Here is a 16,058-nt window from a genome sequence, read left to right as displayed (position 1 = left end):
TACGCTGTGCTTTATTTCTGTTGAGCTATTTCAATTGGGCTTTGGCCCTATTTAATATGTGATTTGCAGTTTTCTGTGGGTCTCATGAATTTCTTTATAGCTAGGGATTCTAGGAGGCTTGGATAAGTAATTATAGGCCGCTCGCATATGGCCAGCACAACGCCTTGCCGGTAAGTTTCCAATGCCAGTGCCCAAGCCTGGGCAAACTATTGAGTTTATCCTCTGTGTGGGAGTTGATTCATTAAATAGTCGCACTGAGTTTAAAATGGCCCTAAAAGCATGGTAGGCATTCATAGTATTTGATATATCTTCAGGAATACGCATTGTGGGTGCGGAAATCAGGTAGGGCCACCTGGAATTTGAGGTCGGAATCACTATTGCTGATCCAATGGGTAGCTCACCATGAAAATCAGATTTAATTCGTTCTTGTAACCGATCTTCCACCTCAAATCCTAATTCATTCCTAATCGGCAGGTCGAGGCCCCCATCCATAATGCCAAAACTGTTTGCTGGGCTGACCATTGCATCAGCAGGTTTTGAGAAAAAATCGCCCTCAATAATTTCAAAAATCTCGATATCACCAAAAACCTGGTGCCAAGCTTCAACCAACTCTTTTGATTTGTCGATCAAATAGATCTTAGCGAGGAGCATTGTTTCCTACTTATAGTTATATTTTAGGGATGTGGATGAGTGTTTTTTATATTTGTGCTCATCAAGCACTCAATATGTCCTGTATGGTTATCTGATTGCTCTTTCAGTAGGTGAAAGCCTTGAGATAGGTAAAACTGATAACTGCTAACATTCTCTTTGTAAACCGTTAGATTTAACGGGCTTCTCTGTGATTTTGCGTGTTCTAAAAGCTGTTTCCCAATACCTTGGCCTTGAAATTCTGGATCTACAAAGAGCGCGGCTAAAGTATTGTCAACTAGAGAATAAAAGCCAGTTATTTTTGATTGTATTTCATAGATATAGGTTTCTGAGTTTGGTATATAGATATTGCGCATATTATCTATTTGAGAATCCCAGAAGTCAGCTGCGATAAAATTATGCGCCTTAACGGAGGCGTTTAGCCAAATATTTAGTATGGTCTCTATGTCGTTTGGGGTGTAGCTTCTAATCATTGTCAGTATATATCCTGAGCCATTAAGCCAAGGCTTAATAGCCTAAAGGAACATTGATACGATATTGACATGCCTGATTCACTTTTGCAGTTGAGTTTCCTAAGGAATCCTGATTGCTATTTAGAGCTGCCAATCAGGGTATTAAACCTGATAATGACTCAAAAACATCCCCGCAGTACGCTCCGCCAGTGCGGCTTGTTCGGTTGAGCTAGGCGGGTCGGAAAGTTGCAACATCTGTGGCCAAAAACAGCTTCCCTTAATTAAATTGTGTATCTGCCCACTGGCGATTTCTGGGTCCAGTGGCTTCAGCCGGCCATCGGCTGCGGCAGCTTTAATCCAGCGCTGTACACCGGTTTCATGGGCTTTGTATTTTTCCATTTCCTGACGCAGGGCTTCCGGCTGGTGGAAGAAGTAGTCGAAGGCCATGCGATTTAGTTCAATATACTGCGGGTTACAGATGGTTTTAATTTCCAGCTCCAATAGCGTGAGAAGCTGCGCATGCAGGTCGCTGTCGGGGTTGTAATCACAGCCGGGAGACTGGGTTGCCTGCTGCCAGAGCTCGCCAATCAAAAACATCACCAGCGCTTCTTTACTGGCAAAGTGGTTATATACCGTGCGCTTGGACACTTGGGCTCGGGCTGCCAGTTCATCCATGCTGGTCCCCTGAACGCCGAGTTCCTGAAAGGCCTGTTTAGCGGCATCAATAATAGCCTGGCGCTTTAGTTCGCTTCTAGTCGGCTTCTTTCCACTCATGTGACTCTCGGTATCTCTGTTTGCACCAGTAGATCTGCCTGGCGGGGAATTACACTTTTCGATTAATTTTACACTAGTTGGTTTACTTCTGTCTCTTCCGTAATTAAACTGCACTGTATAGTTTACTTGGTGGCATCTATGAAGAAGCGCTGGTGGTTATTACTAGGAGTGATAGTTATGTCCGTTGGTCTGTTTAATAGCTGTGCTACACAGCCGCAAAAGTTTCAAAACACGGAGATCGACTATAGAGCGGGGCTGGGTAAGATGGTGGACATCATTGCTGCCTATGCTCGTGCTGAGAGAGTGGCACCGGTACCAAGAGCACCTCTTCCGCTGCAGTCGATCACAAAGGAAGTACTCACAAGCAATGAGGGTCAGCCCACGATCTATCGCCTGGGGCACTCATCCGTTTTGATCCATCTTGATGGAGAGTATGTACTTACTGACCCAGTGTTCAGCGTAAGGGCTTCACCAGTACAGTGGATTGGGCCGAAACGTTTCCACCAGCTACCTTTGTCTCTGCAAGATCTGCCGGCGTTAAAAGCCGTAGTAATCAGTCATGATCACTACGATCACCTGGATAAAACCAGCGTGCGCACCCTGGATAAGAAAGTTGAACGCTTTGTTGTCCCTACAGGGGTGGGCGATTACTTGCGGAAGTGGGGAGTCGCTTCAAGCAAGATTATCGAATTGGCCTGGTGGCAGTCCTTTTCACTAGGCAGTCTGCAATTGACGGCCACTCCGGCGCAACACTTTTCCGGGCGCGGCCTTACTGATAGGGATAGAACCTTGTGGGCCAGCTGGGTAATTACAGGACGCGAGGCACGAATCTTCTTTAGCGGTGATAGTGGTTATTTCGGTGGCTTTCGGGAAATTGGTGAGCGCTTCGGACCCTTTGATCTGACCCTGATAGAAACCGGTGCTTACAATGATCTGTGGAGTGAAGTCCATATGTTACCGGAGGAGAGTGTGCAGGCTCATTTGGATTTGCGTGGCCGTGCCATGGTTCCTATCCACAACAGTACTTTTGATCTTGCCCTGCACGACTGGTTTGAACCTCTAGAGCGCGCGTTAGTGGCCGCAGAAGCTCATGGGGCAACAGTTCTTTCACCTGTTATCGGTGCTCCGGTGAATGTGCGTACGCCCGCCCCGACACAGGCCTGGTGGAGGAAGTTTACTGTAGAGGGACAGGTTGAGCTGGCTACTCAACCATAAAGACGGTCTTGCCAATTCAGTTGAGTATCTTTCGAGGGAAATGCTGATGGATAAACAATTTATATTGATAACCGGAGCTTCGTGGGTTATGGGCAAGGGCTCTGCCTGAGCACTGGCTATAAAGGATTTATTGTCTACACACCTGCCCGATGTTGGGATCGAATGGGCGACCTAAATAAATAGGATTTGAGTTGTATTGGGATAGTAGTAAATGAAATCAAAAACTGTATTAGTTACGGGAGCTTCTTCGGGAATCGGGGAAGCATTTGCGTATGAATGTGCTAAAAGGGGTGCAAACCTAATTTTGGTTGCTCGATCTGAAGACTCTTTATCGAATATCGCAACAAAAATTAATGAAATATACCCAGTAGATACAAGCTCTATTCCTATGGATTTAAGCGTGGAAGGATCTGCGCAAAAGCTCTTTGATAAAACTAAAGAGATGGGTGTTGAAGTTGACATTCTCATTAATAACGCAGGTTTTGGCAAGTGGGGAAGCTTTGAAAGCTTCACCCTTGACACCTATAGGGATATGTTGCAACTCAATATTAATACCCTTACAGAGCTGTGTTACTTATATCTACCAGAGATGAGGCTCAAAAAAACAGGAGGTATCATTAATGTTGCCTCTGGAGCAGCCCTGATGCCGGTACCTTATGCTGGAGTCTACTCTGCATCCAAAAGTTACGTACTGAATTTTTCGGAAGCTCTGCACAATGAACTACAAGGAACCGGTGTAACAGTAACCTGCCTTTGCCCCGGTGGGACCAAGACAAATTTTGCCGAGGTGGCGAATAATCAAGTCATGGTGGATGAAAGTATCTACGAAACTGCCGAGTATGTCGCTCAAGTAGGGTTAGAAGGATTCTTGTCTCAAAAAAGTTATGTATTGTCAGGTAAGCAAAAGTGGGCACTGGTTTTACTTTCTCGACTTCTGAGTCGAGCGCAACTGCTGCGTCTATCGGGGAAAGTATTTAAGCGTATTGTAAGTAATGAAAAGACATAAAATTTCGCTATTTTACTAGAGCTGAATTATCCACTTGGACCCTGCTGTGGCCCATATTGATAATCTGGGAGGAATATATTCCTGCTGACTCTGGGGGAGCAGAATACTGGTATACCTTTGAATGGTATTTCTACGTTTTAGTTAGTAAAGGTTGTCTAAATACCCAGGTTTAAAATGATCGCTCAATATTTTATTGCGGCTAATAACAGTCACTTTGAAAGTTGGATTTAGGCTATTTAGGGGGCGAGCCTGTCGTCATATTCAACGCATAGGGTAAAGATTAGAGTGGATCCTAAGTAAGTTGTCTTAAAAGGTGGGGTTCTGTCTTTTTTTGCAAGATTGCAGGATTTTGTGTTGGTTTGGCTTTGCTTAAAGCTATGAAAAGCTACTCTCGTGGAGATTTTTATTTTTAAATAAATACGCTTCTTTACTTATTTTTTTGCTTGGCTATTAGTTTTCGTGTCTGAGTTGACATTATGGTTTGCGTTGAATTAAAAGTGGGGTGTCACTGATTGCATTGGTGATAGTAATTTTATTCAGCTAGGGAAAGTTTATGCGATTATTATTGTCAACGATTTTTTTTGTGCTTGTCGTTTCCGTGGGGTCGGTGTCTGCAGGGACTGCTGAGCCAGTCTCTTTTACTCGTGGCGAAATATTGTCTTTTTATTACCAGTCAGACCTCTTGGCGCGTCAATACCAAATTGATGTGCTATTGCCTAAAGAGTACGATCCCAAGAACGATACCGTTCAATATCCAGTTGTTTATATGCTGGATGGTTATCTCGATTTTCCAATGATGGCTCCAAATTTCTTCAAGCAGAGTGCAACAGGAAAGATTCCGGCTTTTATTTTTGTCGGTATCGATTATGTTGATGATAGTTTGGGGAAGTTGCGGCGTCTCGATTTGACGCCAACTGCTGTGGAGATGGATGGGGAAATTCAGGGGGGTGGTGCGAATCAGTTTCTTGAGTTTATTAACGAAGAGTTAAAGCCCTTTATTAACAATACGTTCCCTGCAGATCAACAGGATCAGACCTTTATGGGACATTCTTTAGGGGGATTGTTTGCTCTTCATACTTTGTTTACTCAGCCAGATAGTTTTCATCGTTACATCATAGCAAGCCCTAGTGTCTGGTGGGATGATAAAGTAATTCTTGCCAAGGAACGACATTATGCGGAATATAATGCAGATATGAATAAGCATATATTCATGTTTGTCGGTAAGGAAGAGGGGTTTATGGTGAAGGACATGAAACAACTTGTGCGCAGGTTGGAGTCGCGCAATTATCCTAGCCTTAAATTGTCGAAAAAGGTATTTAAGGGAGAGAATCACCTAACGGTTCCAGTGGTTGGTTATAATTTCGGAATTAGGAAAATATTTAAAGAAGATTAACGTTTTAGCTGCTTGACTGACCTTTTTTGCACCTCTGCGAATTATTCTTGCCACTCTGTTTGATGTTGGGAACATAAATATTTAAGATTCAGAGGATGAAAATGGTAAATTTTCAGAGGTGCCGCTATTTTAATAGTACCAATGTTAGCTAAGGGGTAATTATCTTTGGTTTATAACCAAGCTCGAAATCCCAGAACCCACACGGTATCGTATACTTTTTCTCCCTCTTCGCGTTCAAAGTCTGCAGTTTTTCCGATATTGCGATATTGATGTATGCCAATATAAGGAGAGAATTTCGGATGAAGTTCATATCGTAAACGTATGCCAATTTCTATTTCAGATAGACCAGATCCTCCGTCTGCGCTTCTGTCATTTTGCCCAAAGAAATCAAATTCCGCACGAGGCGCTAAACTGAATTTTTCTGAGAGTTTAAATGTATAAACCCCTTCTATACGAAGGGCAGTGCTGCCGCTTCTGCCAAGGAAAAATACCGCGTCCATCTCAAATGAATAGGGGGTCTCGCCAATAATACCAATTGCAAACCAATTGCGGCTGGTATTCTCCAGGTAAAAATCATGACGAATTCCTGCGAGAATATTCCAATTAGCAGAAACTGAGTGGCTGTAAATGCCCCATAGTTCATTCTCCTCTGTCTCTCCGTTGGAGCGCTCGTAGTCTACTTCTGCGGATAGTTTGCTTTTGTCTGTACCATAGCTGATGTCCCCCTCAATGGTGGCTCCGTTATTACCTTGTAACTCAAATTGATCAAGGCTGAGCTTGGCGATGGGTTTGTCTTCTATTAGGGTTGCATCATTATTAACTCCAGATGTGGAGTGATACTGAAGGCCATGATGTAAATCCTCCTGGGATTGTCCTTCTATAGCCAGCATCCCGATAAGTAGGGAAAACATCATCGCTGGAGCTATCAAAACTTTACGCAGAAGAATTTTACTTGCCTCTCGTCTGGATTCCCGCTTATCCCATATCGGCTTGGTAAAACCTATGATGTTCAATGAATAGAAATCTTTCTGTAGATATAGTGAGTGTATGTTGAGTAGAACTATAGGGTTTATATAAGACACCTTTTGTCCTTTTTAGGCCCTGTTTCTCTGATGTAATAATTTCATACGTTTATGAGAGGCTGTCTCTGTATTACGCCATTTTATCAAGCTAAGAGTTTGTTTTTGTAAGTAATATATTCCAGTATAAATACATTGCCTTTCTAACCTTTAAATATCGATAAAGTCCCTCTTTTCATAAATTCTATAAAAAAGTATGAATTACAACTGTAAGCCAAGTGAATCCTGGTTTCCTGCTGCATCTACTTGACGGTTAGTCAGTTATAAACAGATCTTTTTATAGCGTAGGCGGCTAAAACCAGACGCGAAAACCAATCACCCACACGGTGCTATAGACCTTTTCCCCTTCTTCGCGGGCAAAATCTGCGGCATTGCCCACGACTCGTTCATGGTGAACGCCAATATAGGGGGAGAATTTTGGGTGAATTTCATAGAGTAGCCGCAAGCCTGTTTCTATTTGAGACAAACCACTGCCACTGCCAGCGATTTCATCATTTTGGCCAAAGAAATTCAGCTCCAGCCGCGGAACAAGGCTCACTTTTTCTGCGAGCTTTGCATCATATTCCCCTTCCAGGCGAAAAGCTGTACTGCCGTTCCTTGCCAGAAATAGCACTGCATCCATTTCTAATGAATAAGGGGTTTCTCCAGCCAGCCCAATCGCCAGCCAATTGCGGCTGGTCGTTTCCCGCTGCAGGTCGTGTCGGAAGCCGGCGAGGAAATTCCAATCTTTGGAAATGGATCGGCTGTAGACCAGCCATCGCTCATTTTTTTCTGTTTCTCCGCCTCCCCGCTCAAAGTCTACTTCCAGCACTACTTTATTGACGTCATCTCCATAACTGAAATCACCTTCGATTGCCGCGCCGTTCATGCCGCGTCGTTCGAATTGATCAAGGCTGAGTTTGGCTACTGGCTTGTCCCCTTCCCCGACCATACCATGGTCCTCTCCAGCGACTGAGCCTTCTGAGCGGGATTGGAAGCTGTGATGCTGGTCTTGCTGATTTTGCGCTTTAGCTGCTTGAACACCCAGTTGCAAGCACAGGGTAACAACGATTATTACTGTCGCTTTGGTATGGGGAGTGCGCTTCATACCACGCGCACCTCACGGAAAATACCGTATGTGCGATAAAGCATTTGGCAGTGTAATGCCCAGCGCCCCCGGTTATCGGCATTTACCAAGTAACTGATTTTGGCACCGGGCTGTACCATTACCGTGTGCTTGCGTGGCAGATACTCCCCGTCACCAGTTTCCAGCTCACTCCATAAACCGTGCAGGTGCATGGGCTGGGTGAGTAGGGTGTCGTTCACCAGAGTGATTCGTAGACGCTCGCCATAAGCCAATAATATTGGTGTGGCGTTTTTATATTTAACACCGTCAATGGACCATAGGTAACGAGCTGGATTACCGGTGAGATGTAGTTGTAGTTCTCGCTGCGGTTGGCGCCGATCTAATGATGGTGTGAGGCTGCGAAGATCCTTGTAGGTTAGGATGCGGCGGTTGTGGCGTTGCTGATGTTCACGCAGTCCAACACCGGGGTCATCCACTCCATTTTGAGGCGCGCGCGCGCGTAGGGCTACGCCATGGCCTTTTTCTGTTGGCTGGTGGACGATGGGGCTATTGCTCCCCAGGCCGGCGGGGGCCAGTTTGGCATTTTGTTCTTCTGCAGTGGGCTGTCTATCAGCAGCTCTAGCACCACCGGCACGAATGAATCCCATATCGCGTTTATCGAGTATTGGGATTGGGTCCATGGGGGGAACTTCGGCAGAGAGATTCTGAGCGGGCGTTAAGGTACCGCGAGCGTAACCGCCGCGATCAATCGCCTGGGCAAAAAGGGTGTAGGCTCTGTCCCCACTGGGCTTAACCACCACATCGTAGGTTTCCCCAGTACCTAGGCGGAATTCATCCACTCTCACCGGCTGAATATTCTGGCCGTCAGCACTCACCACGGTCATATCCAGATCGGGAATGCGTAGGTCGAAGATTGTCATGGCAGAGGCGTTGATAAAACGCAGCCGTACTATCTCACCGGGGGCAAAAAGGGCAGTCCAATTGTCTTCCGGAGTTTGTCCATTGATCAGGTAGCTGTAGGTGTAGCCTGTGACATCAGACACATCTCGATCAGACATGCCTGCGAAGTTCCATGGGTGTCGTTCACGCCAGGTTTGCTCTATGCCTTTTGCGCGTACATCCCGCCAGAGATCTGTGGTGGTGCGGTGGCGGCGCCGATTGTAATAGTGGCCATCTTTCTTAAGGTTTGAATAAATCTGCTGGGGAGATTCATCGCTCCAATCGGAGAGCAACACTACATAGTCCCGGTCATAGGTCACCGGGTCCCCCCCAGCGGGATCGATGACGATAGCTCCGTAGAGTCCCTGCTGCCTCTGGAAGCCGGAGTGACTGTGATACCAGTAAGTTCCGCTTTGTTTGACTTTAAAGCGGTATCGAAAATTTTCCCCGGGCCTAATACCGGAGAAATTGAGCCCTGGTACACCATTCATCGGGTTGGGCACCCTGATGCCATACCAGTGAATCGAAGTGTTTTTATCTAACTGATTGAGAACGTTGAGAGTGACTGTTTGCCCCTCGCGCCAGTGCAGGATTGGGCCGGGAATAGAGCCGTTAACTGAAATTGCGTTGCGAGGTTGCCCGGTTAGGTTAACTGCCCTTTGGTCTACCTGCAGGGAGAAATTCTCGCCAGTTAAAGTCGTGGGAGGGGGTACTCGCGCCCTGGCGGGGTTAGGGAAGCCGGGCAGGCCCAGCAGGGCCATGCCGGCGCCGATTCCGGTTACAAAGGTGCGGCGCGAAACCGAGCCGCACCGCGGAGGTTTTGTCATCGACAGTCCTCAGAACTGTTCTCCGGCTGCGTTGATTTCTGCATAAACCACACTGCTGCCGTCCTTGTTTAACTGCATTACCTGGTAGGGGGTAAAGCGATCGCCCATCTCCATGCCAGGGCTTCCTAGAGGCATACCGGGTACAGCCAGCCCCAGCGCACCTTTAGGCGGACTTTGCAAAAATTGCTGAATCAGCTTGGCTGGTACATGCCCTTCGAAAACATAGCCTTCCCTGGACACACTGGTGTGGCAAGACTGGTAGCGGGGTTCGATTCCGTGCTGTTTTTTGACGCCGTTGAGGTCATCGACATCCTTTGCCACTACTTCGAAGCCGCTGCTCCGAGCGTGGTCCACCCAAACTTTGCAGCAACCACAGGTAGCGGATTTATAGGTAGTCAGGTGCTGCGCTTGAGATTCTTTGGGCTCGGTGGGTTCGGCGCAGGCACTGAGGGCTAATGTGGTAATAAGCGCGGCAATCGCGATTAAAAAAGATCGGTACATGGAATTACTCCTGTCATTCATATCAACTGATCCACCACATCGCCAGCGCAGCATAGGTGCAGCTAGTGGTGGGCAAAAAAGATTTATTGGCGAAATTTACTGCTGGAGCCGAGGCTCAGATGGCAATAGGAGGCCGCAGGGCGCTTTCCGGGTCGGGGGAAGGTTTAAATATTGAGTAAGTAGTTGCCAGGGAAATAGGCCGCGAAAAACTCGGGATATTGGCGGAGATTAGGGCGAGGCTATTGCTCAATCCCGGGCAGCAACCGCATTCGATACCACAGTCGCCGCGGTGTTCACTGTGGCAATCATCGGCCTTATCCGCGTCGCAGTGACCTTGTTCGCTGCTCTCCAGGCTCAGCATATCTGCAGGTTCCGCACAGGGCACGGCCGATGCCAGGCCGGCAAAGGCCAGCAGCAGTATCAGCAATAAGGTGCGAAGGTAGGCGGTGTACATAAAGTAGGCCTGGAGCAGTGTGTCGGTCAGTGTATGTGTGGGCAGCAGGGGGCGCAAGCACCGCGAGAGGTTGGAGGAGGGTGATGGAGAGCGTCCCGCTCTCCGTTGGTTTTACGCCGGTATTGACTCGGAGCCTATAGGGTTATCGTTTCTAAAAACTGCCCTTTAGACAGGTCTTTAGGGTTTCCTCAGCGGCAAGCGATAGTCCTGATGTCGCAGCAGATCGGGTCCACACTCCAACCTCTCCAACCAGCTCAGGAAGCCTTCTTTAACTTTCTCAGAGGCAAAAAAACCGCCGTGCTGGGGCACAATCATGGCCGGATTTAGTTCTCGCACCATTTTCACCCACAGGCGACAGGCCCAGTTGCCCCCCATATAGCGCTGGTGGAAACCTTCCATGGATGGAATATGGGAATCGAAGTCGTTGACTTCGCCCTCTTCACCACCGAGAGAAGCGCCCACGTCACCGGAAAACAGAATGCGGCTAACCGGGTCGTAGAAACTGAAATTGCCGCAGGAGTGCATAAAGTGTGCAGGCAGGGCCCAGATTTCGCTGTCGGCAAAAGGCAGCACCGCGCCCTTGTCACTGATGGGAATAATACGGTCCTGCCAACGTTCACTACCGGCGCGCGAGGCGACAAAGCCGGAGACCAGGTGGGGCAGGAAGCGCGACCACAGTTTGGATACTGCCACCTTGCAGCGCGAGTGCAGCATCCAGCGCGGCAGTGAGGCAATGATGTCCGGGTCCTGGTGCGAGGCCAGGATATATTCCAGATCGTTCAGGTTTAGGTGGCGGCTGAGTTCGATGGTTAGGGGGGTGTAGGTGAGATCACCGCCGGGATCAATCAGCGCACCCTGGGTGCCGCGGCGAATCACAAACTGGTTGGCCTGCACTCCATCGCTGCCATTCTGTTCTTTTACCAGATCGCAGAAACGCGCAACCAGGTGAGGGCCTTGCTCAAATAAAATGTCCACGCCGCGGCCCCTCTTATTTAATTAGGTCAAGGTACTGGCTGAGGCGCTCCTTGTTGACGGCGATACGTTCACTCATTCCTTGAGCGTGTTTCTTGGCATCTTCCAGATTGCCGGCCTGGCCCACCTGAATGACACCGACCATGCCCAAGGGCAGGTGCGGATCGCACTGGTACAGGTAAACGCCTTCCTTATTCAAGGTCACGCTGACTTTCTCGCCCATGCTGCCATTCCAGCTGTCGCCATCGGCCGGGGAGAGTACGGAGCGGCTGTTGTGAGCCATATCGGTGGGCAGGAAGGTGACAGTATCGCCCACTGCAACGTTCAGGAACGCGGGTTCGAAAGTCATCATGCCGTCCTTGCCCTGGTTCAGCATCTTAACTTCGTGATCTGCAGCCAGGGCGGACGTCGAGGCCATGACGAGTGCGAGAAGCGCACCGCGAAGAGAAATAGACGACATATTTACTTCCTGTTTTGAGTAGTCAGTGATGTTGTAGTGACTCTGCCCCTAGGAGGAGGCGAGACGCGCCGGATAGTAGCCCGGTGAAAATACGGAGAATTGATCTAGATCAATCGCGCAGACCCCGGAGAAAGTGGGAAAAAGTGCCAATACACCACTTGGGTAAAGGAGAGTCATATCTGTCTGTTAAGCGCTGCCCGCTGAAGGGAGATAAGGGGTAAACTGTGCGCCAATTTGACTGGGTGACGCTTTGGGGGAATAACCTTGGCTGCTAAACGCAAAACTGCCTATGTATGTAATGAATGTGGCGCTGACTACACAAAGTGGGCGGGGCAGTGCAGTGCTTGCGGTGCTTGGAACAGTCTCTCTGAAGTGCGTTTGGGGCCGGAGCACAAAGACAGCCGCGCGGCCAATTTCACCGATGCCCAGAGTGGCTATGCCGGCGCCGCCGGTGCTGGCAAGGTGCAGAAGCTCTCGGAAATCGACCTGAGCGAGCTGCCACGTATTCCCACTTCCGCCTCGGAACTCGACCGGGTGCTGGGGGGCGGCTTGGTGCCGGGCTCGGTGGTGTTGATCGGCGGTCATCCTGGGGCCGGTAAATCCACGGTATTGCTACAGACTCTGTGCCACCTGGCTACTACCATGCCAGCGCTGTATATCACCGGTGAGGAATCCCTGCAGCAGGTGGCTATGCGCGCCAAACGCCTGGGCCTACCCACCGATTCCCTGCAGCTCCTCAGTGAAACCGATGTAGAGCGCATCTGCCTGGCGGCTAAAGAGGTGAATCCACGCGTGATGGTAGTGGACTCCATCCAGGTGATGCATATGAGCGATGTGCAGTCCGCTCCGGGCTCCGTGGCCCAGGTGCGTGAGAGTGCTGCTTACCTGACCCGCTTTGCCAAGCAGACTGGTACTGCGCTGATTTTGGTGGGCCATGTCACCAAAGACGGCAGTTTGGCCGGCCCCAAGGTGCTGGAACATATTATTGACTGCTCCATTCTGCTTGAAGGTACTCACGACTCCCGCTTCCGCACCCTGCGCGCCCATAAAAACCGCTTTGGAGCGGTCAATGAACTGGGGGTGTTTGCCATGACCGAGCAGGGCCTGAAAGAAGTCTCCAACCCCTCCGCTATTTTCCTGCAGCGTGCTGAAGAGATCGCTGCGGGATCAGTGGTGACTTCCGTGTGGGAGGGCACCCGGCCGCTGCTGGTCGAACTGCAGGCTCTAGTGGATGACAGCAGCCTCGGTAATCCGCGCCGGGTGGCGGTGGGCCTCGATCAGAACCGCCTGAATATGCTGCTGGCGGTGTTGCACCGCCATGGCGGCGTCTTGGTCGGCGACCAGGATGTGTTTATCAATGTGGTGGGCGGCGTCAAAGTAATGGAAACCAGTGCCGACCTGACCCTTTTACTGGCGGTTGTTTCCAGCTTTCGCAATCGGGTGTTGCCGCGGGATCTGGTGGTATTCGGTGAGGTGGGACTTTCCGGTGAGATCCGCCCGGTGCCCTCGGGCCAGGAGCGCCTGCGCGAAGCGGCCAAGCACGGTTTCCGCAAGGCGATAGTGCCCGCCGCCAACCGCTTGAAAAACGATATCGAGGGTATGGAAATGCACTCGGTAAAAACCCTGGCGGAAGCCCTTGCCGTGATCGACATGAGCTGAGTCGGATGAGTACCCGTACGTCCAGGCGTCATCTTCTCTGCTGGCAACTATTACTCGGTGCAGTGTTCATTCTGGCCGCGAAAGTCCAGGCCTATGAGCGCATTGCTTCGTTGAACCTGTGTCTGGATCAGGTGCTGCTGAACTGGGCACAACCTGCGGATATTGCCTCCCTGACTTGGCTCTCCGCTGCCGAACAGTATCGCTCCCTGCCGATTCCCGAACACGTACAACTTAACCGCGCCCGCGCCGAGGAGCTGCTGCCATTAAAGCCGGATCTGGTGCTCGCCGGGCAGTACGGTGCCCAGCGTGCGGCGGAGCGGCTGCAGTCTCTGGGTGTGAATGTGGTAACCATTCCCGATGCCTACAACCTGGAGCAGCTGCAACAACAGCTCGATGCTTTAGAAGCCGTACTGGGTCCGCTCTCTCCGCTGCAACAGCAAAAACGCGCGCTGGCGCAACTACTCGATCAGCCCGCCGCAAAACAGCGCGCCAGCGCGGTGATTCTCTCCGCCAATAACATCACTTATGGCAGCGGCATGCTGGAGCATCAGCTGCTGCAGCGCGCGGGTTTTGACAATCTCGCCAGCGCTCAGGGGCTGGCTCGTATCAGTCTGGAAGAAGTAATCGCCCTGCAACCGGACCTGCTGGTCTTCTATGGCAGTGAACAGCATTTTGCCCTGGCTTACCTGGCGGCGCGCCATCCGGTACTACAGCGCTATATCGATAGCGGTCGCACCTATACCCTACCGAAACAACTGAGCCTGTGCCCAGTATTGGCAATAGTGGATACGCTGCAACAGCTGATGGATAAGAGGGAAGCCCTTGTTAAAGCACAATAAAAACGCGGTTTTTCTATTGCTGGCGGCTCTGCCGCTGGCCCTGCTCGGGGCACTGGGCAGCGGCCCGGTTTCGGTGGATCTTTCCAGTGCGCTGGCCGAGGGCTGGAGTGGCCAGAGCAGCGATGCGGTGATCCTGTGGCAGTTGCGGCTGCCCCGCGCCCTGTTGGCGATATTGGTGGGCGCTGCCCTGGGAATGGGCGGCGCGGCCATGCAGGGGATGTTGCGCAATCCCCTGGCGGAGCCGGCGCTGCTCGGTGTTTCCAGCGGTGCGGCTTTGGCGGCGGTACTGTTTCTCTATTATGGCGCCGCCTGGAAGTCCGGTTGGCTGCTGCAGGCTCTGGCTATCGGCGGTGCTTTTAGCGCGGCGGCGGCGGTGTGGCTGTTGGCGGGGCGGGGCGCCAGTGCCGGGCGGCTGGTGTTGGCGGGTGTGGCTATTAACGCTTTCCTATCGGCACTGATTGCGCTGGCGCTTAACTATGCGCCGAGCATGTTCGCCATGCAGGAAGTGGTGTTCTGGTTGATGGGCTCGCTGGCCAATCGCGGCTGGGACCAGCTGTTTTTGGCATTGCCCTTTTTGGCGGTGGGGGTGCTGTGCCTGTTTTTCACACGCAATTATTTGCGCGCGCTGGCCTTGGGTGAAGACAGCGCAGCTTCCTTGGGTTTCCAGAGTCGTGCCTATCCCTTTCTTATTCTGCTGGGTATTGCCAGTGCCGTGGGTGGTGCTGTGGCAGTAGCTGGCACCATCGGTTTTGTCGGATTGGTGGTGCCGCACCTGGTGCGCCCTCTGGTGCGCCAGGACCCCGCCCGCTTACTTTGGATCAGTGCTTTAGCTGGGGCGTTGCTGTTGCTGCTGGCAGATATCCTGGTGATTAATTTTGTCGGCGCTCAGGAGCTGCGCATTGGTGCGGTCACCGCCTTTATCGGTGCACCTTTTTTCTTTTGGCTAATTCTGACGGCGCGTAGGGGGCAGTGGTTGTGAGTATTGCGGCTGAGCAAACGATCGAGGCCGCTTGCATTGAGCTGGGGCTAGAGCGTGGGCGCAAGAGTGTCCTGCGTGGAATCCATTGTGCATTTAAGCCCTTTGAGCTAACCGCTGTGGTGGGGCCCAATGGGGCTGGTAAGAGCAGTCTGTTGCAGTGTCTGTCAGGAGTTCAAAATCCCAGTAGCGGGCGCGTAGAGTTAAATGGTCTGGCCTCTGGGCAGATGAAGGCGGCCCAGCGCGCGCGGCTGGGGGCTTTCCTGCCGCAGTCGGAAACTCCGGCCTGGTCTCTCAGTGCGGCGGATATGGTGGCGCTGGGATTACTACCTTGGGGGCGTCTGCCGGATCGCGAGCAGAGAATTCAACAGGCGTTGTTATTGGTGGATGCGCAGGAATTTGCCCAGCGCCCGGTCACTCAATTATCCGGTGGCGAGCTGCGCCGTGTGCAATTGGCCCGCCTGTTAGTGGGGCGGGCGCCGTTGCTGATTGCCGATGAGCCCACCGCGGCGCTGGATATTCGTCATCAGCTTCAGCTGATGCAGAACTTCCGCAGTCTGGCCGACAGTGGCAAAACCGTGGTGTTGGCACTGCACGATCTCAGCCTGGCGGCACGATTTTGTGATCGGATTCTCTTGATGCTGGATGGTGAAATGCTGGCACAGGGAATACCGCAGGAGGTGCTGACCCCGGCGCTGATTGGCGAAGCTTACGGAGTGAGTTGCGAATTCCGCTGGCGCGATGGTATCGCCGATTTTGTGCCGCTGGATTTGTTGCGGAAATCCAGCGGCTAGAGTT

At 51.0% G+C, this 16,058-nt stretch carries 17 protein-coding genes; 7 read left to right on the top strand and 10 right to left on the bottom strand.

What is annotated here, in order from left to right:
* Nucleotides 1–51 precede the first annotated feature (51 nt).
* The 3 genes from FIU95_RS17355 to FIU95_RS17345 all read right to left on the bottom strand — a co-directional run bounded on the left by FIU95_RS17355 (nt 52) and on the right by FIU95_RS17345 (nt 1,874).
* Nucleotides 52–651 carry a macro domain-containing protein gene (locus FIU95_RS17355; RefSeq protein WP_152454956.1) on the bottom strand — a complete coding sequence of 200 codons (600 nt, stop codon included), beginning with the start codon at nt 649–651 and terminating at the stop codon, nt 52–54.
* A 23-nt stretch (nt 652–674) separates the two neighbouring features.
* Complete coding sequence (locus FIU95_RS17350; protein WP_152454955.1) at nt 675–1,121, bottom strand: N-acetyltransferase; 447 nt, start codon at nt 1,119–1,121, stop codon at nt 675–677.
* Nucleotides 1,122–1,262: 141 nt separating this feature from the next.
* Nucleotides 1,263–1,874, bottom strand: coding sequence for a TetR/AcrR family transcriptional regulator (locus tag FIU95_RS17345; protein WP_152454954.1), 612 nt, complete (start codon nt 1,872–1,874; stop codon nt 1,263–1,265).
* A gap of 177 nt (nt 1,875–2,051) precedes the next feature.
* Here FIU95_RS17345 and FIU95_RS17340 point away from each other — a divergent pair, with 177 nt between their 5' ends.
* The 3 genes from FIU95_RS17340 (at nt 2,052) to FIU95_RS17330 (ending at nt 5,488) form a co-directional block, all read left to right on the top strand.
* A complete protein-coding gene (locus FIU95_RS17340) occupies nt 2,052–3,089 on the top strand; it encodes an MBL fold metallo-hydrolase (protein WP_216646268.1) in 1,038 nt (345 codons plus the stop codon).
* Nucleotides 3,090–3,300: 211 nt separating this feature from the next.
* Nucleotides 3,301–4,095, top strand: a complete 795-nt coding sequence (locus FIU95_RS17335) for an SDR family oxidoreductase (protein ID WP_152454952.1) — start codon at nt 3,301–3,303, stop codon at nt 4,093–4,095.
* A gap of 553 nt (nt 4,096–4,648) precedes the next feature.
* On the top strand, nt 4,649–5,488 hold the full coding sequence (locus FIU95_RS17330; protein ID WP_152454951.1) for an alpha/beta hydrolase: 840 nt from the start codon (nt 4,649–4,651) through the stop codon (nt 5,486–5,488).
* A gap of 170 nt (nt 5,489–5,658) precedes the next feature.
* On the opposite strand, the gene FIU95_RS17325 is transcribed toward FIU95_RS17330, so the two are convergent.
* The 7 genes from FIU95_RS17325 to FIU95_RS17295 form a co-directional block, all read right to left on the bottom strand.
* Complete coding sequence (locus FIU95_RS17325) at nt 5,659–6,501, bottom strand: copper resistance protein B (protein ID WP_253868718.1); 843 nt, start codon at nt 6,499–6,501, stop codon at nt 5,659–5,661.
* A gap of 358 nt (nt 6,502–6,859) precedes the next feature.
* Complete coding sequence (locus tag FIU95_RS17320; RefSeq protein ID WP_152454950.1) at nt 6,860–7,654, bottom strand: copper resistance protein B; 795 nt, start codon at nt 7,652–7,654, stop codon at nt 6,860–6,862.
* Complete coding sequence (locus FIU95_RS17315; RefSeq protein WP_152454949.1) at nt 7,651–9,399, bottom strand: copper resistance system multicopper oxidase; 1,749 nt, start codon at nt 9,397–9,399, stop codon at nt 7,651–7,653. Before FIU95_RS17315 ends, FIU95_RS17320 begins: the two co-directional genes overlap by 4 nt.
* A gap of 9 nt (nt 9,400–9,408) precedes the next feature.
* Nucleotides 9,409–9,900: a DUF411 domain-containing protein gene (locus FIU95_RS17310; protein ID WP_152454948.1), complete on the bottom strand. Its 492-nt coding sequence runs from the start codon at nt 9,898–9,900 to the stop codon at nt 9,409–9,411.
* 115 nt (nt 9,901–10,015) lie between these two features.
* Nucleotides 10,016–10,354 carry a hypothetical protein gene (locus FIU95_RS17305; protein WP_152454947.1) on the bottom strand — a complete coding sequence of 113 codons (339 nt, stop codon included), beginning with the start codon at nt 10,352–10,354 and terminating at the stop codon, nt 10,016–10,018.
* Between the two features lie 177 nt (nt 10,355–10,531).
* A complete protein-coding gene (locus tag FIU95_RS17300; protein WP_152454946.1) occupies nt 10,532–11,329 on the bottom strand; it encodes an MBL fold metallo-hydrolase in 798 nt (265 codons plus the stop codon).
* 13 nt (nt 11,330–11,342) lie between these two features.
* Nucleotides 11,343–11,744 carry a pseudoazurin gene (locus FIU95_RS17295; protein WP_253868716.1) on the bottom strand — a complete coding sequence of 134 codons (402 nt, stop codon included), beginning with the start codon at nt 11,742–11,744 and terminating at the stop codon, nt 11,343–11,345.
* Between the two features lie 306 nt (nt 11,745–12,050).
* On the opposite strand from FIU95_RS17295, the gene radA reads away from it, so the two are divergent.
* Genes radA through FIU95_RS17275 form a run of 4 tightly spaced genes read left to right on the top strand, consistent with a single transcriptional unit; the run spans nt 12,051 to nt 16,054 of the window.
* Entirely contained in the window at nt 12,051–13,445 is a 1,395-nt protein-coding gene (gene radA, locus FIU95_RS17290; RefSeq protein ID WP_152454944.1) for a DNA repair protein RadA, read from the top strand.
* Between the two features lie 5 nt (nt 13,446–13,450).
* A complete protein-coding gene (locus tag FIU95_RS17285) occupies nt 13,451–14,284 on the top strand; it encodes an ABC transporter substrate-binding protein (RefSeq protein ID WP_152454943.1) in 834 nt (277 codons plus the stop codon).
* The gene (locus FIU95_RS17280) at nt 14,268–15,263 is read left to right on the top strand and encodes an iron ABC transporter permease (RefSeq protein ID WP_152454942.1); all 996 of its coding nucleotides are present in this window, start codon (nt 14,268–14,270) and stop codon (nt 15,261–15,263) included. The genes FIU95_RS17285 and FIU95_RS17280 overlap by 17 nt, the downstream gene beginning before the upstream one ends.
* A complete protein-coding gene (locus FIU95_RS17275) occupies nt 15,260–16,054 on the top strand; it encodes an ABC transporter ATP-binding protein (protein ID WP_172975445.1) in 795 nt (264 codons plus the stop codon). Before FIU95_RS17280 ends, FIU95_RS17275 begins: the two co-directional genes overlap by 4 nt.
* Nucleotides 16,055–16,058 lie beyond the last annotated feature (4 nt).

It is taken from the genome of Microbulbifer sp. THAF38, from assembly GCF_009363535.1.
Taxonomy (GTDB): domain Bacteria; phylum Pseudomonadota; class Gammaproteobacteria; order Pseudomonadales; family Cellvibrionaceae; genus Microbulbifer.
This window is presented reverse-complemented; position numbering and strand designations above follow the sequence as displayed.